The sequence below is a fragment of the Rhizorhabdus sp. P4_G5 genome (assembly GCF_056401065.1).
In genome coordinates this window covers 52,136-71,712 of record NZ_JBFUKB010000007.1, presented here as the reverse complement: position 1 = coordinate 71,712, position 19,577 = coordinate 52,136, and the positions used below count along the sequence as shown (strand labels likewise).

The window sequence follows — 19,577 nt, the reverse complement described above, 5'->3', positions numbered from 1 at the left end:
CCACCTTCACTCCGCCGCCTCCGCAAAGGCGCCGCTCTTCTCGGCGATCCGGCGCTCCACCTCCGGGCGGAAGTGGCGCAGCAGGCCCTGGATCGGCCAGGCCGCGGCGTCGCCCAAGGCGCAGATAGTGTGGCCCTCGACCTGCTTGGTGACGTCGAGCAGCATGTCGATCTCCTCGACCGCCGCGTCGCCGGTGCGCAGCCGCTCCATCACCCGCCACATCCAGCCGGTGCCCTCGCGGCACGGCGTGCACTGGCCGCAGCTCTCATGCTTATAGAAATAGGACAGACGGCTGATCGCGCGGACGATGTCGGTCGACTTGTCCATGACGATGACGGCGGCGGTGCCGAGGCCCGAGCCGAGCGCCTTCAGCCCGTCGAAGTCCATCGGCGCGTCCTTGATCTGCGCCGCCGGCACGAGCGGCACCGAGGAGCCACCGGGGATCACCGCGAGAAGATTGTCCCAGCCGCCGCGGATTCCGCCGGCATGCTTGTCGATCAGCTCCTCGAACGAGATGCCCATCGCTTCCTCGACCACGCAGGGCTTGTTCACATGGCCCGAGATCTGGAACAGCTTGGTGCCCTGGTTGCCCGCGCGGCCGATGCCCGCGAACCATTCTGCGCCGCGTCGCAGGATGGTCGGCGCCACCGCGATCGATTCGACGTTGTTGACCGTGGTAGGGCAGCCATAGAGTCCGGCACCGGCCGGGAAAGGCGGCTTGAGGCGGGGCTGGCCCTTCTTGCCTTCAAGGCTCTCGATCTGCGCGGTTTCCTCGCCGCAGATATAGGCGCCCGCGCCGCGATGGACGAAGACGTCGAAATCATAACCCGATCCGGCAGCGTTCTTGCCGAGCAGGCCGGCCGCATAAGCCTCCTCGACGGCGGCGAAGAGGACCTTCGCCTCGTAGATGAATTCGCCGCGGATATAGATATAGGCTGCGCGCGCGCGCATCGCGAAGCCGGCGATCAGCGCGCCCTCGATCAGCTTGTGCGGATCGTGGCGGATGATCTCGCGATCCTTGCACGAACCGGGCTCGGATTCGTCGGCGTTGATCACCAGGAAGCTCGGCTTGCCCGGCTTGGGCTCCTTGGGCATGAAGCTCCACTTCATGCCGGTCGGGAAGCCCGCGCCGCCGCGGCCGCGCAGGCCCGAGGTCTTGATGTCCTCGATGATCTGGTCCTGCCCGCGCGCCATCAGCGCCCTGGTGTCGTCCCAGTCGCCCCGCTTGCGCGCGGCCTCGAGGTTCCACGGCTGGAAGCCGTAGAGATTGGTAAAGATGCGATCCTTGTCGTCAAGCATGACGGCTGCCCTGAACAAGATGCGTCATCCCAGCGAAAGCTGGGATCCCACTGCCTCGATTGGCGGTGAGGGAAACGGAGATTCCAGCTTTCGCTGAAATGACGAAATTAGGAGCCGCCATCATGCCGATTTCCCGAACAGCTTCGACGCGATCAAGTACACCGCCACCCCGATCGCCAGCGCGATGGCGATGCCGAGCAGCTTGAAGGTCAGCTTGATGAGGATGACCGCCACGATGATCGTAACGATGATCGAGATCAGCGCGCTCATGCCGGCGTTCCCCAGCGTCCACGATAGTCGTGGTTCTCGGACACCATCTCCTTGAGCGTGGTCGGGCCGCCCTCGGGGCAGCTCGTCTTGCGCTCGATCTGGGGGCCGATCCTGGGCTGCTCGCCCTTGGCCAGCGCCTCGAGGATCGCCGTCGTCGTCTCGAAGGTCAGGTCTTCGTAATTATCGTCGTTGATCTGGACCATCGGCGCGTTGGCGCAGGCGCCCAGGCACTCGACCTCGGTCAAGGTGAACAGCCCGTCCGCGGTGGTCGAGCCCTTCTTCAGGCCCTTCTTATAACAGGCGTCGAGCACGTCGTCCGAGCCGCGCAGCATGCACGGCGTCGTCCCGCACACCTGAACATGATAGCGGCCGACCGGCGCCAGATTATACATGGTGTAGAAGCTGGCGACCTCGAGCACGCGGATATAGGCCATGCCGAGCTGCTTGCCGATATATTCCATCACCGGGATCGGCAGCCAGCCCTGGGTCTGCGTCTCCGCGCCAACCTGGCGCTGCGCCAGATCGAGCAGCGGCATCACCGCCGACTGCTGCCGCCCCGGCGGATAGCGCGCGATGATTTTCTGCGCCTGTTCGGCATTCTCGGCCGTCCAGGCGAACCCGCCCCAGCGCGCGCGCGTCTCGGCCTCGTCCGGGATATAGGCTGCGTCAGACATTAGCGGTCGACCTCCCCGAACACGATGTCGATGGCGGACAGCACCGCGGTGGTGTCGGCGAGCATGTGGCCCTTCATCATGAAGTCCATCGCCTGGAGATGGCTGAAGCCGGTCGGGCGGATCTTGCAGCGATAGGGTTTGTTGCTGCCGTCGGAGACCAGATAGACGCCGAACTCGCCCTTCGGGCTCTCGGTCGCGACATAGACGTCGCCGGCGGGAACGTGGAAGCCCTCGGTGTACAGTTTGAAATGGTGGATCAGCGCTTCCATCGAGCGCTTCATCTCGCCGCGCTTCGGCGGCACCACCTTGCGGTCGAGGCTGGCGATCGGACCTTCGGGCATCTCGGTCAGGCACTGCCTCATGATGCGCGCCGACTGCCGCACTTCTTCGACCCGGACCATGAAACGATCATAGCAGTCGCCGCGCGTGCCGACCGGAATCTCGAAGTCCATCCGGTCATAGACGTCGTAGGGCTGGCTCTTGCGGATGTCCCACGGGATGCCGGCGGCGCGGATCATCGGGCCGGAGAAGCCCCAGGCGATCGCATCGTCGCGGCTCACCGTGCCGATGTCGACATTGCGCTGCTTGAAGATGCGGTTGTCCGCGACAAGGCTGATCGCGTCCTCGAACAGCCGCGGCAGGCGGGTGTCGAGCCAGTCGGCCATGTCGGTCAGCAGCTTGAGCGGCACATCCTGATGGACGCCGCCGGGGCGAAACCAGGCGGCGTGCATGCGCGCGCCCGACGCGCGCTCGAAGAAGTTGAGGCAATCCTCGCGGACTTCGAACAGCCACAGGTTCGGCGTCATCGCGCCGACGTCCATGACGTGCGAGCCCAGGTTGAGCATGTGGTTGCAGATGCGGGTCAGCTCGGCGAACAGCACCCGCAGATATTGCGCGCGCAACGGCACTTCGAGCTGGAGCAGCTTCTCGATCGCCAGCACATAGCTGTGCTCCATCGCCAGCGGCGAGCAATAGTCGAGCCGGTCGAAATAGGGCAGTGCCTGGAGATAGGTCTTGTACTCGATCAGCTTCTCGGTGCCGCGATGCAGCAGCCCGACATGCGGATCGACCCGCTCGACGATCTCGCCGTCGAGCTCCATCACCATCCGCAGCACGCCGTGCGCGGCCGGATGCTGGGGACCGAAGTTGATCGTGTAGTTCTGGATCTGGACGTCAGGCGAGGCCGGCGCGTCGGTGACGCCCTGCGACGGCGGCACGTTGGTGCCCGCTTCCGGATAGGCGCGGAGATCGGTCATGCCGCCATCCCGTCGCAATGCGTCATCCCAGCGAAAGCTGGGATCTCATTGCCTTCGCTGAGATTGAAGAAAAGGGGGATTCCAGCTTGCGCTGGAATGACGGAGGAGGAGTTCACCATCATTTCTTCGCCCCGTCGCCCTTGGGATCGGCCTTGCCCTCGCCCGTCTGCGCGACGCTGTCGGTTGTCTTCGGCGTTCCCGGCGGCGGCGTGGCGGCGACCGGCGAGGGCGCGGGGCTGGCCGGTGCGGGCGCTGGCGTCGGCGCGCCCGGCTGGGTCGGCGACACCTTCTCGTCGCCCGGCAGGATATAGTCGGCCCCTTCCCAGGGACTCATGAAGTCGAAGCTGCGGAAATCCTGGGCCAGCTTGACCGGCTCATAGACCACGCGCTTGTGGACTTCGGAATAGCGCAGCTCGACATAGCCGGTCAGCGGGAAATCCTTGCGCTGCGGATGGCCGCGAAAGCCATAGTCGGTGAGGATGCGCCGCAGGTCGGGATTGCCGTCGAACAGCACGCCATACATGTCGAACACTTCGCGTTCGAGCCAGCCGGCGACCGGCCACAGTCCGGTCACCGACGGAACCGGCGTCTCCGCGTCGGTGCTGACATGGACGCGGATGCGATGGTTCTTCGTCAGGCTGAGCAGGCAATAGACCACTTCGAACCGCTCGGGTCGATCCGGATAGTCGACCCCGGCGATCTCCATCAGCTGCTGATATTCGAGCTCGTCGCGCAGGGTGCGGAGCACGTCCACGATGCTGTCGCGGCGCACATGCAGCGCGATCTCGCCGACGCAGATGCGCACGCCGAGCAGCCGGTCGCCCAGCGCGGCGGTGGCGGCTTCGACGATCCCGTCATTCGACGCGAAACGGGGAAAGGTGAGAGACGTGGCCATCGTTAACCCCTCACCGTTCGAGCGTCCCGACCCGGCGGATCTTCCGCTGCAGCTGCATGATGCCATAGAGCAGCGCCTCGGCGGTCGGTGGGCAGCCGGGGACATAGATGTCGACCGGCACGATCCGGTCGCAGCCGCGCACCACTGAATAGCTATAGTGATAATAGCCGCCGCCATTGGCGCAGCTGCCCATCGAGATCACATATTTGGGCTCGGACATCTGATCATAGACCCGCCGCAGCGCGGGGGCCATCTTGTTGCACAGCGTGCCGGCGACGATCATCACGTCCGACTGGCGCGGTGAAGCGCGCGGCGCGGCGCCGAAGCGCTCGAGATCGTAGCGCGGCATGTTGACGTGGATCATCTCGACCGCGCAGCAGGCGAGGCCGAAGGTCATCCACCACAGCGAGCCGGTGCGCGCCCACTGGAACAGCTCCTCGGTCGAGGTGACGAGGAAGCCCTTGTCGCTGACCTCCGATTGAAGCGCCTTGAAATAGTCGGCGTCGGGCGCGACGCTGATGTCGGAATTCTCGGTCGGGTGCGGATTCCGAGCCGGATCGAGGATCACTCCCATTCCAGCGCTCCCTTCTTCCACGCGTAGATGTAGCCGATCAGCAACTCGACCAGGAAGATCATCATCGACAGCCAGCCGACGAACCCGATACCGCCGAGCGATACCGCCCAGGGATACAGGAAGGCGGCTTCGAGATCGAAGACGATGAACAGGATGGCGATGAGATAGAAGCGCACGTCGAACTGGGCGCGGCTGTCCTCGAAGGCGGGAAAGCCGCATTCATATTCAGTGAGCTTCTCCGGGTTCGGCTTGTGCGCGCCCGTCAGCCGGCCAACCGCCATCGGCAGGAAAACGAAGGCGCTCGACAGGACGAGCGCCACGCCCAGAAACAGCAGGATCGGCAAATATCCGGCGGCGACTGTCGCCATGAAGGAAGCTCCGAGCAACGGGCCGGGAATCCGGCCTTTCGCGGGACGTTTAGGCCCGCTGCACCTGCTAAGCAAGACGGCGCGCCGGTGAGAATGAATCGCAAACAGCCGGGGCTTCCCGGGCGTCCATCTGCCTCGTCCTTCCATCCTTGGTTGGGAGGACGAAATTAGCGGATCAAAGCCCCTTCACCCCCTGCGCCACCAGCTTGTGCAGCTTGGTCGCAAGCCCGTCATTGGTCGCGAGATATTCGTTGCGTTCGTGCATCCGATCGCCGCCGCGGAAATCGCTGACGAAACCGCCGGCCTCGCGCACCAGCAATATTCCCGCCGCCACGTCCCAGATCTGCAGGTCTGCCTCCCAGAAGGCGTCGTAGCGCCCCGCCGCGACCCAGGCGAGATCGAGCGCCGCCGAGCCGAAACGGCGGATGCCCGCCACTTCCGGCGCGACCGAAGCGAAGATCGAGGTCCATTCGCGGATATCGCCATGGCCGAGGAAGGGAATGCCGGTCGCGACCAGCGCCTCGCTGAGGTCGCGCCGCGCCGACACGCGCAGCCGGCGGTCCTGCAACCAGGCGCCGCGGCCCTTTTCGGCCCAGAAGCTCTCGTCGGTGAGCGGCTGGTAGATCAGCCCCTGCGTCACCTCGCCGCGAACCTGGCCGGTGCGCGGCTCCTCCACCGCGATCGAGATCGCGAAGTGGGGCAGGCCGTGGAGGAAGTTCGAGGTGCCGTCGAGCGGATCGACGATCCAGCGCGGCTTCGACGGATCGCCTTCGACGATGCCGGCCTCCTCCATCACGAAACCCCAGTCGGGCCGGGCCCGCTTGAGCTCCTCATAGAGGGTCTCCTCGGCGCGCCGGTCGGCCATCGACACGAAGTCCGCGGGCCCCTTGCGGCTCACCTGGAGTTGCTGGACCTCGTTGAAGTCGCGCCGCAGCCGCGGCGCAGCCTTGCGCGCCGCGCGGTCCATGACGGTGATGAGACCTGAATGGGCTACCAAAGTACATCTCCGTTCGTGTCGAGCGAAGTCGAGACACGTTCTGCCTGCCAACGTCCCTCGACTACGCTCGGGACGAACGGCTTCGTTCGACGCTGATTATTCGGCGCGGCGGACATATTCCTGGCTGTAGACGTCGACGACGATCCGGGTGCCCGAGCCGATGAACGGCGGCACCATGACGCGCACGCCATTGTCGAGGATCGCGGGCTTGTAGCTCGACGATGCGGTCTGGCCCTTCACCACGGCGTCGGCCTCGACCACGGTCGCCTCGACGGTATCGGGCAGCTGCACCGAGATCGGGCGCTCGTCGTAAAGCTCCATCACCACGTCCATGCCGTCCTGCAGGAAGGCGGCGGCATCGCCCAGCAGGTCGCGCGGCAGGGTGATCTGCTCGTAGGTCGCCTTGTCCATGAAGGTCAGGGACTCGCCATCGGCGAACAGGAACTGGAAATCGGTGGTGTCGAGGCGGACACGCTCGACGCTCTCGGCCGAGCGGAAACGGACATTGTTCTTGCGTCCGTCGATCAGGTTCTTCAGCTCGACCTGCATATAGGCGCCGCCCTTGCCGGGCTGGGTGTGCTGGATCTTGACCGCGCGCCAGATGCCGCCTTCATATTCGATGATATTGCCGGGACGGATGTCCACGCCGCTGATCTTCATGGGTGTCACCTGGAGATGAGGATTTGAAAGAGCCGGCGCGGGCCATAGCGGCACCGGGCCGAATTGGCAATCTCGCCCGGCGACGGCTATCCGACCTCGGCCGCCGTCCTGGCCGTCCAGCGGTACAGCCAGACCAGCATTGCGATCACCAGCGCGGTGCCGGCCGCCATCGCCGCGCCCTCATGCCCTTCGCCGATCAGCGCGAGCGGGGCTCCGCTGCCGGTCGCGACGATAAGGCCTGCGAGCAGCACGCCGAACAGGCTCTCGCCGACGATGAAGCCCGAGGCGAGCAGCACGCCCATGCGCTGCGATACCGGATCGCGGCGGCGATCGTAATAATAGCCGATCACCGCACCGATCACGACCGGCAGCGTCGCCGACATCGGCAGGTAGATGCCGATGCCGACCGCGAGTGGCGGCAGCCGCAGCCAGCCGCGCCGACCCAGCCAGGCATCGAGCGCGACCAGCAGCAGTCCGACCCCGGCCCCTATGAAGATCATCCGCCAGTCGAGCCCCTCGCCCAATATGCCGCGCGCCAGCGTCGCGATCAGCGTCGCCTGCGGGGCGGGCAGCGGCGCCTGGGGCGTCGGCAGGCCGGTGCCCGGCAGTGGCGCGAAACCATAGGCGGCGTTGAGCAGGTCGAGAATCGGCGGGATCACCGCAGATCCGGCCAGCACGCCGACCATCAGCGCGACCTGCTGCTTCCACGGCGTGGCGCCGATCAATTGCCCGGTCTTGAGATCCTGGAGATTGTCGTTGGCGATCACCGCGCAGGCGAGCACCAGCCCGGTGACGAACAGCGCGAAGGCGACCAGCTGCGGCCCCGCGCCCGAGCCGGCGAGCGGCTTGACCGCCACCGCCAGCAGCAGCGCCGATCCCAGCACCGCGAGGATCCCCAACCCCGATACCGGACTGTTCGACGATCCGATCAGGCCGGCCATGTAACCGCAGATCGCGGCCACGAACGCCCCCATCGCCAGCACATAGACATAGAAGCCGAGCGACAGCGGCAGCGCGAAACCGGCGAGCGGGCCTTCGCCGGCGAAATACCACAGCAGACCGATGATCGGCGGCGCCATCGCCACGACGATCAGCGCAAGCCATCCGACCGGGATGTCGCGTTCCTCGACCGGCAGCAGTTCGGCGGACGCCTTGCGCGCCTTCGAGGCCGCCATCGCGCCGGCCATGCCGCGCCATAGCGGACGCGCCAGCTTGCCCATCGTCCAGATCGCCGCGGCACCGATCACGCCCGCGCCCAGGAAGCGCACGTCGCTGCCGAACACCGACAAGGCCGCCGCCTCGGCCGGTCCGGGCATCGCCGCCAGCGCGCTCAGGATCGGCGTCGCGATGCCGAAGGCGATGACCAGGCCGAGCCCCATCGCCAGCCCCACCGACAGTCCGACCAGATGTCCCGCGCCAAGCAGCGCGAAGGACAACGACGTCCACAACCCGGTGGCGGCATAGCTGGTGCCGATGCGAAACCAGGTCGATGCCTCGGCGGCCACCAGACGGGTTGCCGCAAGCAGCGCGAACCCCATCGAGGCGACCGAGCCCGCGAGGATGATCCTGAGCCCCGCCCCCGCTTCGGCGGCCCCCTCGCGCGTCCCGGTGCCGACGCGCAGCACTTCCGCGGCAGCAACGCCCTCGGGATAGGGCAGGTCCGATCCGGTCACCAGTGCCCGGCGCAGCGGCACCGACAGCACCACGCCCATCATCCCGCCCGACGCGCACAGCAGGAAGCTCTGCCAGAAGGGGAAGCCCTGCCACCAGCCGACCATGACGAGGCCCGGCAGCACGAAGATGATCGAGGCTATGCAGCCGGCCGCCGACGCCACCGTCTGCACGATGTTGTTTTCGAAGATGTTGCTGGTGCGCACGAGTCGCAGGATCGCCATGGAGATCACCGCAGCGGGAATCGACGTCGCGAAGGTGAGGCCGACCTTAAGTCCCAGATAGACGTTGGCCGAGGTGAAGACGATGGTGATCAGCGCACCGAGCAGCAGCCCGCGCAGGGTCAGTTCGCGGGCACCCACGCCGATTCCGCGGTTTTCCGACATTTCCTTATCCCTCGCCGCCAAGCTGCCAGCTTGGTCCTCGGGGCCGACTCTGGCAATCCATCACATAATCGATCTTGCAAGTGCGAGAGAGACAGAACGCAGTTGCAGCGGGCTTACACAGCTGAATATAAAATATCGTTCGTTCTCAATGCATTGATATTTTTTCATGCGAGACGTCGTTTTTCCCCTTGCGTTTTTTTGTTCGCACTTGCACAAAGAATGGGCCTTTCAGGCATCCTCTCCTAAAACTTTAAGGGCCGGCCCCCAGTGGACCGGCCCCTTTTTTTGCCGGTTCTTGAGGGGAAGCGGGCGGGCGTGGGGAATGGCGTCTGGATCGGGGAACTCAGCTCGCGCCGAGGATGAAGTTCCTGACTTGCGGGTAGATCTGATTGTCCCACTTGCGCCCGCTGAACACGCCATAATGGCCGACGCCGGCCTGGAGATAGTGGCGCTTCATGTGCGGCCTCAGTCCCGAGCACAGATCATGCGCCGCCGCGGTCTGTCCAACCGCGCAGATATCGTCGCGTTCGCCTTCGACGGTGAGCAGCGCGGTGCGCTTGATGGCGGCGCAGTCGACCCGCTCTCCGCGATAGTCCAGTTCGCCCTTGGCCAGCAACGCGCGCTGGAACACCCGGTCGATCGTCTCGAGATAGAATTCGGCGGTCAGGTCGAGCACCGCGAAATATTCGTCGTAGAAATCGCGGATCATCCTGGCCTGCTCCTCCTCGCCGTCGGCCAGATGCTGGTAGAGCGCACGGTGCTGTTCCTGGTGGCGCGCCGCGTTCATCGCCATGAAGGCGGTCAGTTGGAGGAAACCCGGATAGACCCGCCGCGCTCGCCCATCATAGCGCCACGGCACCGAGGAGATGACATTCTGCTCGAACCATTCGAAATCATGCTGATTGGCCAGATCATTCACCACCGTGGGATTGATCCGCACGTCGACCGGCCCACCCATCAGGGTCAGGCTGAGCGGCGTTGCCGGGTTATCCCTCTTCGACATCAGCGCGACGGCGGCAAGCGCCGGCACACAGGGCTGGCACACTGCGACCATGTGGACGGGTGGGCCGATCTGCTCGAGGAAGTGGATGACGTGATCGACATAATCGTCGAACCCGAAGCGGCCGGCGGCTAGTGGTATGTCGCGAGCGTTCTTCCAGTCGGTGATATAGACGTCATGGTCGCGCAGCAGGGTCTGCACCGTGTTGCGAAGCAAGGTCGCGAAGTGGCCGGAGATCGGCGCGACCAGCAGGATCTTGGGCTGGACGACCGAAGCTTCATCCTTGGCGAAATGGAGCAGGTCGGCGAACGGCGTAGCGGCGATCAGTTCCTCGCGCACCGCCACCTCGCTGTTACCTGACAGCGCAGTGTGAATTCGATAGGCCGGCCGCTCGGCGATGAGCTTGGTGTGAGCGACCATATCGAGCGCCGCGAACATGCTGTTGGCGAGCGGCTGCTTGCCCAACTGCCCGAACAGCGGCCGGGCGCTGAGCCCCGCGCTTGCGAACATGCGGAACGGCTCGCTCATGTCGGTCATGGTCTGGTAAAACTGGTACAGCATGACCGCATTGTCCCCCGAGCAGCAGTAGGCCATCTGCTCAACTTACATACGTTAACGACCTTATGCTGCACCGCCATAAAATTTTGACGCTTTCAATGAATTAATGTCATGATCGTGCCGAAGGGGGACATCGATGCCCGAAGCGATCCTGACGATTTCGAGCCGAAACTACTCATCCTGGTCGCTGCGCGGCTGGCTTCTGTGCAAGCTGGCGGGCCTCGAACTCGTTGAGGAGGCCGTGCCGATCGACGCGCCCGGGCAACGCGCCGAACTGCTGCTGCTCTCGCCCTCCGTGCTGGTGCCGCGGCTGACCCATGAAGGGGCCAGCATATGGGACACGCTGGCGATCGCCGAATATCTCCATGAGAGCTTTCCCGACGCAGGCCTGTATCCGGCGGACAAGCTTGCCCGCGCCCACTGCCGCTCGGTCTCCGGAGAAATCCACTCGGGATTCCAGAATCTTCGCTCCGCCTTGCCCATGAACCTGCGGGCGCGCCACGACAGCTTCCGCCTGTTCGCCGGCGCGCGCCCCGATATCGAGCGGATCCAGGCGATCTGGCGGGACTGTATCCAGCGCTATGGCGGACCCTGGCTGTTCGGCAATAAGCCCTGCGTCGCCGACGCGATGTTCGCGCCGGTCGCCACCCGCTTCATCTCTTATGCAATCCCGCTCGATCCCGTCTGCCGGAGCTATTGCGCCACGATCGGCGAGTGGCCGCTGATGCGGGAATGGACCAAGGCGGCGTTGGCCGAGCCGGAGGAAGTCGAGGAGCTTGACGCGGAATTCTGACGCGTCGTTCGGATCGGGCGTATCCGGAAGCTGCCGAATGGCAGCCGCGCCTTATTAGTGCGAAGCCAAGCGGGGCGTATGCCTGCGTCCGGCTTTTGAGGGATCATTTCCCTAACGCTCCGCCAGCCTGCGCTCCCATGCCAGCGCGTGCGCCACGATGGTGTCGAGGTCGTCGAGTTTCGGCCGCCATGGAGTCGTCGCCAGAATCCTGCCGTTGTCGGCGACGAGCGCATCGGGATCGCCGGCGCGGCGCGGTTCCATGCGACGGACGATGGTCTGGTTGGTCACACGATCGACCGAATCGAGCACTTCAAGCACGGAAAAGCCGCGGCCATAGCCGCAGTTCATCACGTGGCTGCTATCCGGTGCGGCAATCAGCGTGTCGAGCGCGTGGAGATGCGCGTCGGCCAGATCGGAGACATGGATATAGTCACGCACCCCGGTGCCGTCGGGCGTCGCATAGTCGGTGCCGAAGATCGCCACCTCCGCGCGCTTGCCGGTCGCCGCTTCGACCGCGACCTTGATCAGGTGCGTGGCGCCTGCGGTGGACTGGCCGGTGCGGCCCTGCGGATCGGCGCCGGCGACATTGAAATAGCGCAGCGCACAATAGTTGATCGGATGGGCGGCGGCGACATCGCGCAGCATCACCTCGGTCATCAGCTTGGACATGCCATAGGGGTTGATCGGCGAGGTCGGCATATCCTCGCGCACCGGAATCTCGTCGGGGATGCCATAGGTCGCCGCGGTCGACGAGAAGATGAAATGGCGTACCCCGCCGCGCACCGCGCTGTCGATCAGCGAGCGGCTGTTGGCAGTGTTGTTGTGGTAATATTTGAGCGGGTCCTCGACCGATTCGGGCACCACCACAGATCCCGCGAAATGCAGGATCGCGCCGATGCGGTCTTCGGCGATAATGCGGGCCAGCAGTGTCTCGTCGGCGATGTCGCCTTCGTGGAAGCGTGCGCGGGGATCGACGGCCCATTGGAAGCCGGTGACGAGATTGTCGATGACCGACACCCGCCACCCCGCATCGAGCAGCGCGAGCACGGCATGGCTGCCGATATAACCGGCACCGCCGGTGACGAGAACAGCGAAGGGTTTTGACGAAGAAGACATGAGCGCATGGTCTCCAGAAACGGCGGATGGAACGATGTTGCGGCGCAGCGAGCAGTTGGCAAGCCCTGGATGCCCCAACAGCAAGTCGGACCCTTTGTTCCGCCGCCATTTCTGCGGCGCGAGACCGATCGTCAGCGGCGGAAAACCGGCACCAGCCCCGCCGCAAAGGCAATGCGAACCGCTTCCGCGACGCTGCGCACGCCAAGCTTGTCCATCAGGTTCGCCCGGTAGATCTCGACGGTTCGCGGCGAAATATCGAGTTCATAGGCGATGATCTTATTGGCCTTGCCATCGATCAGGCCGAGCAGCACGTCGCGCTCGCGCGGCGTGAGCCGCTCGATATGCTCCCGCGCCTCCTGGATCGCATTCGCTTCCCGCTCACGGTCCTCGATCCGGGCGAAGCCATTGTCTAGCGCCGTAAGGAGCATGCGATTGTCATACGGCTTCTCGATGAAATCCATCGCGCCCGCCTTCATCGCCTCGACCGCCACCCCGATATCGCCCTGGCCCGTCAGCAGGATGGTCTCGAACCGGTCGTCGATCTGCTGCAGCCGGCGCAGGACCTCGAGCCCGTCGAGCCCCGGCATGTTGAGATCGAGCAGTACGCAGCCGGCCTCGACATAGGGAACGCGATCGAGGAAGGCCTCCCCCGACGCAAAGGAGGCGGTCGCGAAGCCGCCGGCGACATCGAGCAGCACCTCGACCGAGTGGCGGAGGGCGTCGTCGTCGTCGACGATGTAGATATGACGCGCCATCATGCCGGCACCTCCTCCATCACCGGCAAGGTGAAGCGAAAGATCGCACCACCGTCCGGTGCGGGCTCGGCGGACAACTGGCCGCCATGCGCCTCGACGATCCGGCGCGAAATGGCGAGGCCGAAGCCGAGCCCTTCGCGCTTGGTGGTTGCAAAGGGGCTGAACAGCCGTTCGAGCATCTCCGGGGCGATGCCCGGTCCCGAATCGCGCACCACTATCTCGATCAGATTGTCTCTCGCCATTGTCGTGGAAATCGTCAGGTCGCGTCGCTCGCCGCCATGCGCCGCCATCGCATCGGCGGCATTTCTTATCAAATTGACGAGCACCTGCTGGATCTGGATACGATCGCCCAGCACCAGCCGATGCTCATGCTCGAAGTCGTAGGAGAGGCGGACGCCAAAGCTGCTTGTATTGAACAGCGCCAGTGTTGCCGCCTCCCGCACCAGGCTGGCCAGCCGCTCGGCGCGCATGTCTGCCTCTCCCCGCAGGATGAAGGCGCGCAAACGCCGGATGATCTCGCCCGCGCGCGCCGCCTGGCCGCCGGCTGAACTGAGCGCGCTGCGCAGGCGCTGCACATCGGCACGGGGGTCGGCATCGAGCATCAGGTCGGCAGCCCCCAGGAAATTGACGATTGCCGAGAGTGGCTGGCTGAGTTCATGGGCGAGCGCGGCCGCCATCTCACCCATCATGCCCAGACGGGAAACCTGGGCGAGATCGTTGCTGAGGCGGTGAAACCGCTCCTCCGAAGCGATCGTAGCCCGCATGTCCCGCCCGATGATGACGTACATGCGGGTTCCCTCCACCGTCGCGTCACCGATCAGGAACGAAGTCGGAACGAGCTCGCCATCGGCGCGACGGACGTTGAGGGGCCGCGGCCAGACCGCTTCGCCGTCCTCGTTCACGGCATGGAGCATCTCGCAGCACATGGTCTCGTCGCCTCGTCCGTCTTCGATCAGGTCAAGCAGGTTGCGGCCGAGCAACTTGGCTTCCTGATAGCCGAACAACTGGCAGGCCGTCGTGCTGCAGGCACGGATCACGCCGTGCTCGCTGCACACGAACATCGCGTCGGGCACTGTTGCCAGGATCGCGCGCCGCTCGGCCTCGCCGGCGCGCAGCGCCCGCTCGCGCGCACGGCGCTCGGTCACGTCGAGGTGGGTGCCGAGCAGCCGCACCGCCCGGCCGTCGTCATCGCGAATGATTCGCGCCCAGCCTTCGGCGAGTCGCTGGCTGCCATCGGGATAAGGAAATTCGAAGTCGAAATGGGCACGATCCTGGCCTCCTGCGATCGCATCGTCGACGATCTCACGAACCAGCGCGTTGCTCTCCGCGCCCCACAGGAAACTCTCGCCGGGTCCGCGATGCGAATTCGACGCCCCTCCGAAAAACGCGCCATCGGTCGTCCAGATCGTCTCCCCCGTGATCAGGTCGATCTCATAGATGAAGATTCCCTGGACCGAGACGGCGGTGGCGAGCCGTGCCTCGCTGAGCCGCAATGCGGCTTCCGCCCGGCGCCATTCGGTCACGTCGGTCAGCGCGTTCACGGCCGAAAAGCGGCCGTCGGGATGGTCGAACAACTTGACGGCATGATGGATGATGAGCTCGCGTCCGTCGCGATGGCGGTGGACCGCGTCGAGGTCGCAGCGCCCCTCTCTTCTGAGCTGTCGCCAGAGTTCCGACTCCTCCTCGACAGTCCGGCTGTTCAGCAGCACCCGGGGGGATTGGCCCTCCGCTTCCTCGGCGCTCCAGCCGAAGAGCTCCTCGCATCCCCGCGACCAGTGCCGGATCACGTCCTGCTCGTCGACCACCATCACCGCCGCGAATTCCACCGCCTGCACCAGTTCCCGGCGCGCCAGCAGCAGCCGGGCACCGGGCCGCGTCCGCCACAGCCAGGTCAGCGCAGCCGCCGCCGATCCGCCTGCCACGACAAGCACCCCGACCAACGCACGATGCGCTGCGGCTTCCGGAGGACCCGACACGGATATCGCCTCGACGACCGCCGCTATGGCGACGGCGGCAAGCAGCATCGAAAGGCCGACGGTCGTGCGATCGACAGCCAATCGCGCCTGCACGCGATGCATGAAGTTCTGGGCCCGCGTCAGCCTGTCCTTCCCTTCCGGGTGTCAGCGGTAATTACCCTGCACGCGTAGCATCGCTGATTAAGTGCTCAAAGTCGCACATTTACGGCCTTTACGCTGAGCGGCTCTGGCCCTAGCCTAGCCGGTCGGCCGTCATCGCGAGAATGGCGTGCGCCCGATCAAGGTGCAGCCGCTCCACCATTTCTCCGCCAACGCGGATAGCGCCCTTCGACCGGTTTTCCGGATCGTCGAAGCCGGCGACTGCCGCCTCCGCCCAGGCGATCTCCTGCTCCGAAGGGCTGAACAGGCGGTTTGCGATGTCGATCTGGCGCGGATGAATCACCGTCTTGCCGTCGAAGCCATAGTCCCTCGCCTCGGCGCACTGCCGCTCCAGCCCCGCATCGTCGTCGAAAGCATTATAGACGCTGTCGAGCGCGGCGAGGCCGTAACCCTTCGCCGCCGCCACGGCCTGCGCCATCATCCCCAGAAAGGGGGTGCGCTCGACGGTGAGGCGGGCACCCATCTCCTTGGCGAGATCATTGGTGCCGAGCACGAAGCAGCCCGGCCGCGCCGCCATGGCCTCGGCGATCGGCTCGAGCCGAAAGATCGCCCGCACGCTTTCGATCATGGCCCAGAAACCCATCCCCGCATCCGCGGCCGCCATCGCAGCATGATAGCGTCTCACCGTCTCGGGATCGCCCACCTTGGGCGCCAGCACGGCATCTACCCCCGATGCGCCGGCCGCCGCGATATCGGCTGCGCCCCAAGGCGTATCGATCGCATTGACCCGTATCACCAGCTCGCGGCTGCCGAAACCGCCAGCTCGGACGGCGTCGACCGCATTGGCGCGGGCCTGCTCCTTCGCCTCGGGCGCCACCGAATCCTCGAGATCGAGGATGACCACGTCGCACGGCAGGCTGCGCGCCTTCTCGATCGCGCGCAGATTCGATGCGGGCATGTAGAGTGCGGTACGGCGCGGGCGAAAGGTCATGGTGGCGTCTCCTGTTTCACCCCGTTCCGGGGAGACAGGAAGAAGTCAATGGACGAAGCGGGCGACAACCTCGCGATAAGAGCGGCTGACCTTCACCTGCGCACCCGAATCGAGCACCAGGAAGCATTCGCCGTTGGTGTGCGGCTTGACCTGCCGGACCAGGTCCAGATTGACGATCGTCGACCGGTGGACGCGCTGGAAGCGGCGTGGATCGAGGCGCTTCTCGAGGTCCTTCATCGTCTCGCGCAGGATCAGCGTGTTGTCGCCGGTATAGATGCACATATAGTCGCCCGCCGCATCGATCCGCTCGATGGTATCGACGTCCACACGGAATATCTGGCCGCGATCCTTGATGTTGATCAGCTTCTCGAAACGATTCGAGGCCGGGGCGTCGTCGCCGTCGACGAAATTGTCGGCCGCGTCGGGGGCGACTTCGGCCAGCACCTCCTTGAGTCGGCCGGCTTCCTCGACGCCACGCTTCTCGGCGAGCCGCTGGCGGACCCGGTCGAGCGTGTCGGCGAGGCGCTGCTCGTCGACCGGCTTCAGCAGATAGTCCATCGCCTGCGCCTCGAAGGCGCGGATCGCGTGGTCCTGATAAGCGGTGACGAAGACGAACAGCGGCGGTTCGACTTCCATCAAGCCCTGGATCACCGAAAAGCCGTCGAATCCCGGCATCTGGATGTCCAGGAACACGAGGTCCGGCTTGTGGGTCTTGATCGCCCGGATGGCCTCCCGGCCATTCAGGCAGGTTTCGATGATTTCGACATCCTCGTGGGGGGCAAGCCTCAGTTGAAGGCCCTGGATGGCCAGCGGCTCGTCATCGACGAGAATGGTTCGGATGGTCATTCAAAATCCTTGCGCTGTTTCGCGGTCTGGAAGGGGATGTCGATCAGGACACCGAAGCCTTCGTCCCGGCCAGTCTGGACCTCAAATCGTTGATCGGTGCCATAGGCCTGCGCCAGTCTGTCGCGAATGTTCGCCAAACCGACGCCTGTTGAATAGGTGGGGCGTGCAGCACCGTCGGTCAACCCCGGGCCGGTATCGGATACGGTGATGATCACACGGCGCTCATGATCGCCCCCCATCACCCGGGCCTGAACGCTGATGTCCGCCCCTTCCTCGAGCGGCGTCACCGCGTATTTTATGGCGTTTTCGACGAGCGGCTGAAGCAGCAGCGACGGCAGCCGGACCTCCGATGCCGCCGGATCGATCTCGAAATGCGCTCGCAGCCGGTCCTCGAAGCGCATCTTCTCGATTTCGAGGTACAGCTTGAGCGTCTCGACCTCCTGGGTCAGGCTCACCGTGCCCTCGGGCTCGTTGGCGAGGGTGTAGCGCAGAAAGGAGGAGAGCCGCGACAGCATCGCATTGGCGCGCTGGGTTTCCTTGAGCAGCACCAGCGTGGAGATCGAGTTCAGCGTGTTGAACAGGAAATGGGGGTTGAGCTGGTAGCGCAGCATCGCCAGCTGCGCCGAAGACGCCTGGCTCTCGAGCCGCACCACCCGGTCGCTCTGCTGTTCGAGCAGCAGGTAGAAGTTGATGCCGTAATAGAGCGCCGACCAGGCGGCGAGCAGCGAGAAATCGAGCAGGATCGCGCCGAAGAACTGGATGCCCTCGGGCATTTCCTGCGGGCGGTAGAAAGTGGCGTGCGCCCAGGTCTCGATCGACGAGAAAATCGCAGCCGCGACCACCAGGATCAGGATCGAAACCGTCCAGGTTACTATCGGCTTCAGCTTGATCAGCCGGCGGAAGGCCGACGCCATCAACAGCGTGAGCGAATAGCCGGTTGCGGTGGTCAGCGCGGTGGGCACGACGAACAGCAGGCCCATATTGTTCGCCAGCCCGCCCAGGGAGCGTAGCACGAAATAACCGGTCCAGCCGGCCGACTGGAGTACCCAGAAGGCGTGATTCTTGTCGTCGAAGAACGGTTTTTCACCGAGGAAAGGAATGAGCATCCTGCTCCAAATAGCCGATGCCGACGCGTTTGTTTAGCCTCGCGCGCTCCTGGAGCGGTTCTCGGCCCGGTCGCACCGGGTCGAGCGCTCCAGATTGTCGTTTTACCGCGATTTCCAAGTCGTGAGACGATCCCATCTGCCCGGAAACCGCTCTACCCGCGCCGGAAGGGCATAAAATCCGCCAGGTTTTCGATGTTCGCCGCGATCGCGCGGCGCTCATGCTCGAGATAATCGGCGACCGCGCGGCGGAAATTGGGATTGGGAATATAGTGCGCCGACCAGGTTGCGACCGGCTCATAGCCACGGGCCAGCTTGTGCTCGCCCTGAGCGCCGGCCTCGACCCGCTGGAGCCCGCGCGCGATCGCAGCCTCGATCGCCTGATAATAGCATAGCTCGAAGTGAAGGAAGGGCACGTCCTCGATCGCGCCCCAGTTGCGGCCATAGAGCGCATCGGCGCCGATCAGGTTGAGCGCGCCGGCGATCGGCCTGCCGGCGCGCAGCGCCATGATCAGCAGCACCCGGTCGGCCATCCGCTCGCCGAGCAGGCTGAAAAAGGATCGGGTCAGATAGGGCCGCCCCCATTTGCGCGCGCCGGTGTCCTGATAGAAATGCCAGAAGGCGTCCCAGTGCCGCTCCTCGAGCGCGGCGCCGCTCAAATGGACGATCTCGAGCCCTTCGACCGCCGCGGTGCGCTCCTTGCGGATCGTCTTGCGTTTGCGCGACGACAGCTGGGCGAGGAAATCATCGAAGCATCGATAGCCGCGATTGGTCCAATGAAACTGCCGGTCGGCCCGGATCAGCCAGCCGGCCGCTTCGAACAGCGGCACCTGCGCGGGCTCGACGAAGGTGGCATGCGCGGACGACATGTCGTTGTCGCGCACCACCGCCTCGGCCGCCGCGATCAGCAGCGGGGCAAGGTCGGGATCGCGCAGCAGCAGGCGCGGGCCGGGCACCGGGCTGAACGGCACGGCGATCTGCAATTTCGGATAATATTGGCCGCCGGCGCGGTGCCAGGCATCGGCCCAGCCATGGTCGAACACATATTCGCCCTGGCTGTGGCTCTTGGCATAGGCCGGCAGGATCGCGGCCGGGCGGCCGTCGAGGCCATCGACCGCGATCGGCACCGGTTGCCAGCCGGTGCGCGCGACCGCACTGCCCGACACTTCGAGCGCCGACAGGAAATCATGCGAAACGAACGGGTTGGTGGTGCCTGCGCAGGCATCCCATTCGTCGCGATCGAAACTGGCCACCCCCTCCGCCATCCGGGCGGTGAGGTGTTCTACCATG

General features: G+C 65.0%; 19 protein-coding genes. 1 reads left to right on the top strand and 18 read right to left on the bottom strand.

The features are described 5' to 3' along the window. Nucleotides 1-6: 6 nt before the first annotated feature. From nuoF to AC1DQK_RS14085, 11 genes are all read right to left on the bottom strand, one after another. A complete protein-coding gene (gene nuoF / locus AC1DQK_RS14135) occupies nt 7-1,299 on the bottom strand; it encodes an NADH-quinone oxidoreductase subunit NuoF (RefSeq protein ID WP_477871561.1) in 1,293 nt (430 codons plus the stop codon). Between the two features lie 120 nt (nt 1,300-1,419). Further along, the gene (locus tag AC1DQK_RS14130) at nt 1,420-1,569 is read right to left on the bottom strand and encodes a hypothetical protein (RefSeq protein ID WP_477871559.1); all 150 of its coding nucleotides are present in this window, start codon (nt 1,567-1,569) and stop codon (nt 1,420-1,422) included. Next, on the bottom strand, nt 1,566-2,243 hold the full coding sequence (locus AC1DQK_RS14125) for a complex I 24 kDa subunit family protein (RefSeq protein ID WP_477871557.1): 678 nt from the start codon (nt 2,241-2,243) through the stop codon (nt 1,566-1,568). The genes AC1DQK_RS14130 and AC1DQK_RS14125 overlap by 4 nt, the downstream gene beginning before the upstream one ends. Continuing rightward, entirely contained in the window at nt 2,243-3,499 is a 1,257-nt protein-coding gene (locus AC1DQK_RS14120) for an NADH-quinone oxidoreductase subunit D (RefSeq protein WP_477871555.1), read from the bottom strand. Before AC1DQK_RS14120 ends, AC1DQK_RS14125 begins: the two co-directional genes overlap by 1 nt. Before the next feature lie 118 nt (nt 3,500-3,617). After that, entirely contained in the window at nt 3,618-4,394 is a 777-nt protein-coding gene (locus AC1DQK_RS14115) for an NADH-quinone oxidoreductase subunit C (protein ID WP_477871553.1), read from the bottom strand. A gap of 10 nt (nt 4,395-4,404) precedes the next feature. Next, nucleotides 4,405-4,968 (bottom strand): NuoB/complex I 20 kDa subunit family protein, encoded by a 564-nt coding sequence (locus AC1DQK_RS14110; RefSeq protein WP_477871551.1) that lies wholly within the window; start codon nt 4,966-4,968, stop codon nt 4,405-4,407. Further along, entirely contained in the window at nt 4,959-5,336 is a 378-nt protein-coding gene (gene ndhC, locus AC1DQK_RS14105; protein ID WP_340316561.1) for an NADH-quinone oxidoreductase subunit A, read from the bottom strand. Before ndhC ends, AC1DQK_RS14110 begins: the two co-directional genes overlap by 10 nt. A gap of 175 nt (nt 5,337-5,511) precedes the next feature. Then, nucleotides 5,512-6,333, bottom strand: a complete 822-nt coding sequence (locus AC1DQK_RS14100; protein WP_477871548.1) for an inositol monophosphatase family protein — start codon at nt 6,331-6,333, stop codon at nt 5,512-5,514. 96 nt (nt 6,334-6,429) lie between these two features. After that, the gene (gene efp / locus AC1DQK_RS14095) at nt 6,430-6,993 is read right to left on the bottom strand and encodes an elongation factor P (protein WP_477871546.1); all 564 of its coding nucleotides are present in this window, start codon (nt 6,991-6,993) and stop codon (nt 6,430-6,432) included. An 86-nt stretch (nt 6,994-7,079) separates the two neighbouring features. After that, nucleotides 7,080-9,050, bottom strand: coding sequence for an OPT family oligopeptide transporter (locus AC1DQK_RS14090; protein WP_477871770.1), 1,971 nt, complete (start codon nt 9,048-9,050; stop codon nt 7,080-7,082). A gap of 343 nt (nt 9,051-9,393) precedes the next feature. After that, complete coding sequence (locus tag AC1DQK_RS14085) at nt 9,394-10,611, bottom strand: polyhydroxyalkanoate depolymerase (protein WP_477871544.1); 1,218 nt, start codon at nt 10,609-10,611, stop codon at nt 9,394-9,396. 133 nt (nt 10,612-10,744) lie between these two features. Between AC1DQK_RS14085 and AC1DQK_RS14080 the strand changes: the two genes are divergently transcribed. Next, nucleotides 10,745-11,401 carry a glutathione S-transferase gene (locus AC1DQK_RS14080; protein ID WP_477871542.1) on the top strand — a complete coding sequence of 219 codons (657 nt, stop codon included), beginning with the start codon at nt 10,745-10,747 and terminating at the stop codon, nt 11,399-11,401. Nucleotides 11,402-11,512: 111 nt separating this feature from the next. Here AC1DQK_RS14080 and galE read toward each other — a convergent pair whose 3' ends face one another. The 7 genes from galE to AC1DQK_RS14045 form a co-directional block, all read right to left on the bottom strand. After that, the gene (gene galE / locus AC1DQK_RS14075; protein WP_477871540.1) at nt 11,513-12,517 is read right to left on the bottom strand and encodes a UDP-glucose 4-epimerase GalE; all 1,005 of its coding nucleotides are present in this window, start codon (nt 12,515-12,517) and stop codon (nt 11,513-11,515) included. 131 nt (nt 12,518-12,648) lie between these two features. After that, nucleotides 12,649-13,275 carry a response regulator transcription factor gene (locus AC1DQK_RS14070; RefSeq protein WP_477871538.1) on the bottom strand — a complete coding sequence of 209 codons (627 nt, stop codon included), beginning with the start codon at nt 13,273-13,275 and terminating at the stop codon, nt 12,649-12,651. Continuing rightward, nucleotides 13,272-15,350, bottom strand: a complete 2,079-nt coding sequence (locus AC1DQK_RS14065; RefSeq protein WP_477871536.1) for a PAS domain S-box protein — start codon at nt 15,348-15,350, stop codon at nt 13,272-13,274. The genes AC1DQK_RS14070 and AC1DQK_RS14065 overlap by 4 nt, the downstream gene beginning before the upstream one ends. Nucleotides 15,351-15,480: 130 nt before the next feature. Then, complete coding sequence (locus AC1DQK_RS14060) at nt 15,481-16,338, bottom strand: HpcH/HpaI aldolase/citrate lyase family protein (RefSeq protein WP_477871534.1); 858 nt, start codon at nt 16,336-16,338, stop codon at nt 15,481-15,483. Between the two features lie 45 nt (nt 16,339-16,383). After that, nucleotides 16,384-17,184 (bottom strand): LytR/AlgR family response regulator transcription factor, encoded by an 801-nt coding sequence (locus AC1DQK_RS14055; protein ID WP_477871532.1) that lies wholly within the window; start codon nt 17,182-17,184, stop codon nt 16,384-16,386. Then, complete coding sequence (locus AC1DQK_RS14050) at nt 17,181-18,290, bottom strand: sensor histidine kinase (protein ID WP_477871530.1); 1,110 nt, start codon at nt 18,288-18,290, stop codon at nt 17,181-17,183. Before AC1DQK_RS14050 ends, AC1DQK_RS14055 begins: the two co-directional genes overlap by 4 nt. A 152-nt stretch (nt 18,291-18,442) precedes the next feature. Continuing rightward, the gene (locus AC1DQK_RS14045) at nt 18,443-19,576 is read right to left on the bottom strand and encodes a GNAT family N-acetyltransferase (RefSeq protein WP_477871528.1); all 1,134 of its coding nucleotides are present in this window, start codon (nt 19,574-19,576) and stop codon (nt 18,443-18,445) included. Nucleotide 19,577 lies beyond the last annotated feature (1 nt).

Bases quoted from the DNA above. Each gene is read 5' to 3' on its own strand.
- nuoF (WP_477871561.1), bottom strand. From the start codon at position 1,299: ATGCTTGACGACAAGGATCGCATCTTTACCAATCTCTACGGCTTCCAG.
- AC1DQK_RS14130 (WP_477871559.1), bottom strand. From the start codon at position 1,569: ATGAGCGCGCTGATCTCGATCATCGTTACGATCATCGTGGCGGTCATC.
- AC1DQK_RS14125 (WP_477871557.1), bottom strand. From the start codon at position 2,243: ATGTCTGACGCAGCCTATATCCCGGACGAGGCCGAGACGCGCGCGCGC.
- AC1DQK_RS14120 (WP_477871555.1), bottom strand. From the start codon at position 3,499: ATGACCGATCTCCGCGCCTATCCGGAAGCGGGCACCAACGTGCCGCCG.
- AC1DQK_RS14115 (WP_477871553.1), bottom strand. From the start codon at position 4,394: ATGGCCACGTCTCTCACCTTTCCCCGTTTCGCGTCGAATGACGGGATC.
- AC1DQK_RS14110 (WP_477871551.1), bottom strand. From the start codon at position 4,968: ATGGGAGTGATCCTCGATCCGGCTCGGAATCCGCACCCGACCGAGAAT.
- ndhC (WP_340316561.1), bottom strand. From the start codon at position 5,336: ATGGCGACAGTCGCCGCCGGATATTTGCCGATCCTGCTGTTTCTGGGC.
- efp (WP_477871546.1), bottom strand. From the start codon at position 6,993: ATGAAGATCAGCGGCGTGGACATCCGTCCCGGCAATATCATCGAATAT.
- AC1DQK_RS14090 (WP_477871770.1), bottom strand. From the start codon at position 9,050: ATGTCGGAAAACCGCGGAATCGGCGTGGGTGCCCGCGAACTGACCCTG.
- AC1DQK_RS14085 (WP_477871544.1), bottom strand. From the start codon at position 10,611: ATGCTGTACCAGTTTTACCAGACCATGACCGACATGAGCGAGCCGTTC.
- AC1DQK_RS14080 (WP_477871542.1), top strand. From the start codon at position 10,745: ATGCCCGAAGCGATCCTGACGATTTCGAGCCGAAACTACTCATCCTGG.
- galE (WP_477871540.1), bottom strand. From the start codon at position 12,517: ATGTCTTCTTCGTCAAAACCCTTCGCTGTTCTCGTCACCGGCGGTGCC.
- AC1DQK_RS14070 (WP_477871538.1), bottom strand. From the start codon at position 13,275: ATGATGGCGCGTCATATCTACATCGTCGACGACGACGACGCCCTCCGC.
- AC1DQK_RS14065 (WP_477871536.1), bottom strand. From the start codon at position 15,350: ATGCATCGCGTGCAGGCGCGATTGGCTGTCGATCGCACGACCGTCGGC.
- AC1DQK_RS14060 (WP_477871534.1), bottom strand. From the start codon at position 16,338: ATGACCTTTCGCCCGCGCCGTACCGCACTCTACATGCCCGCATCGAAT.
- AC1DQK_RS14055 (WP_477871532.1), bottom strand. From the start codon at position 17,184: ATGACCATCCGAACCATTCTCGTCGATGACGAGCCGCTGGCCATCCAG.
- AC1DQK_RS14050 (WP_477871530.1), bottom strand. From the start codon at position 18,290: ATGCTCATTCCTTTCCTCGGTGAAAAACCGTTCTTCGACGACAAGAAT.
- AC1DQK_RS14045 (WP_477871528.1), bottom strand. From the start codon at position 19,576: ATGGTAGAACACCTCACCGCCCGGATGGCGGAGGGGGTGGCCAGTTTC.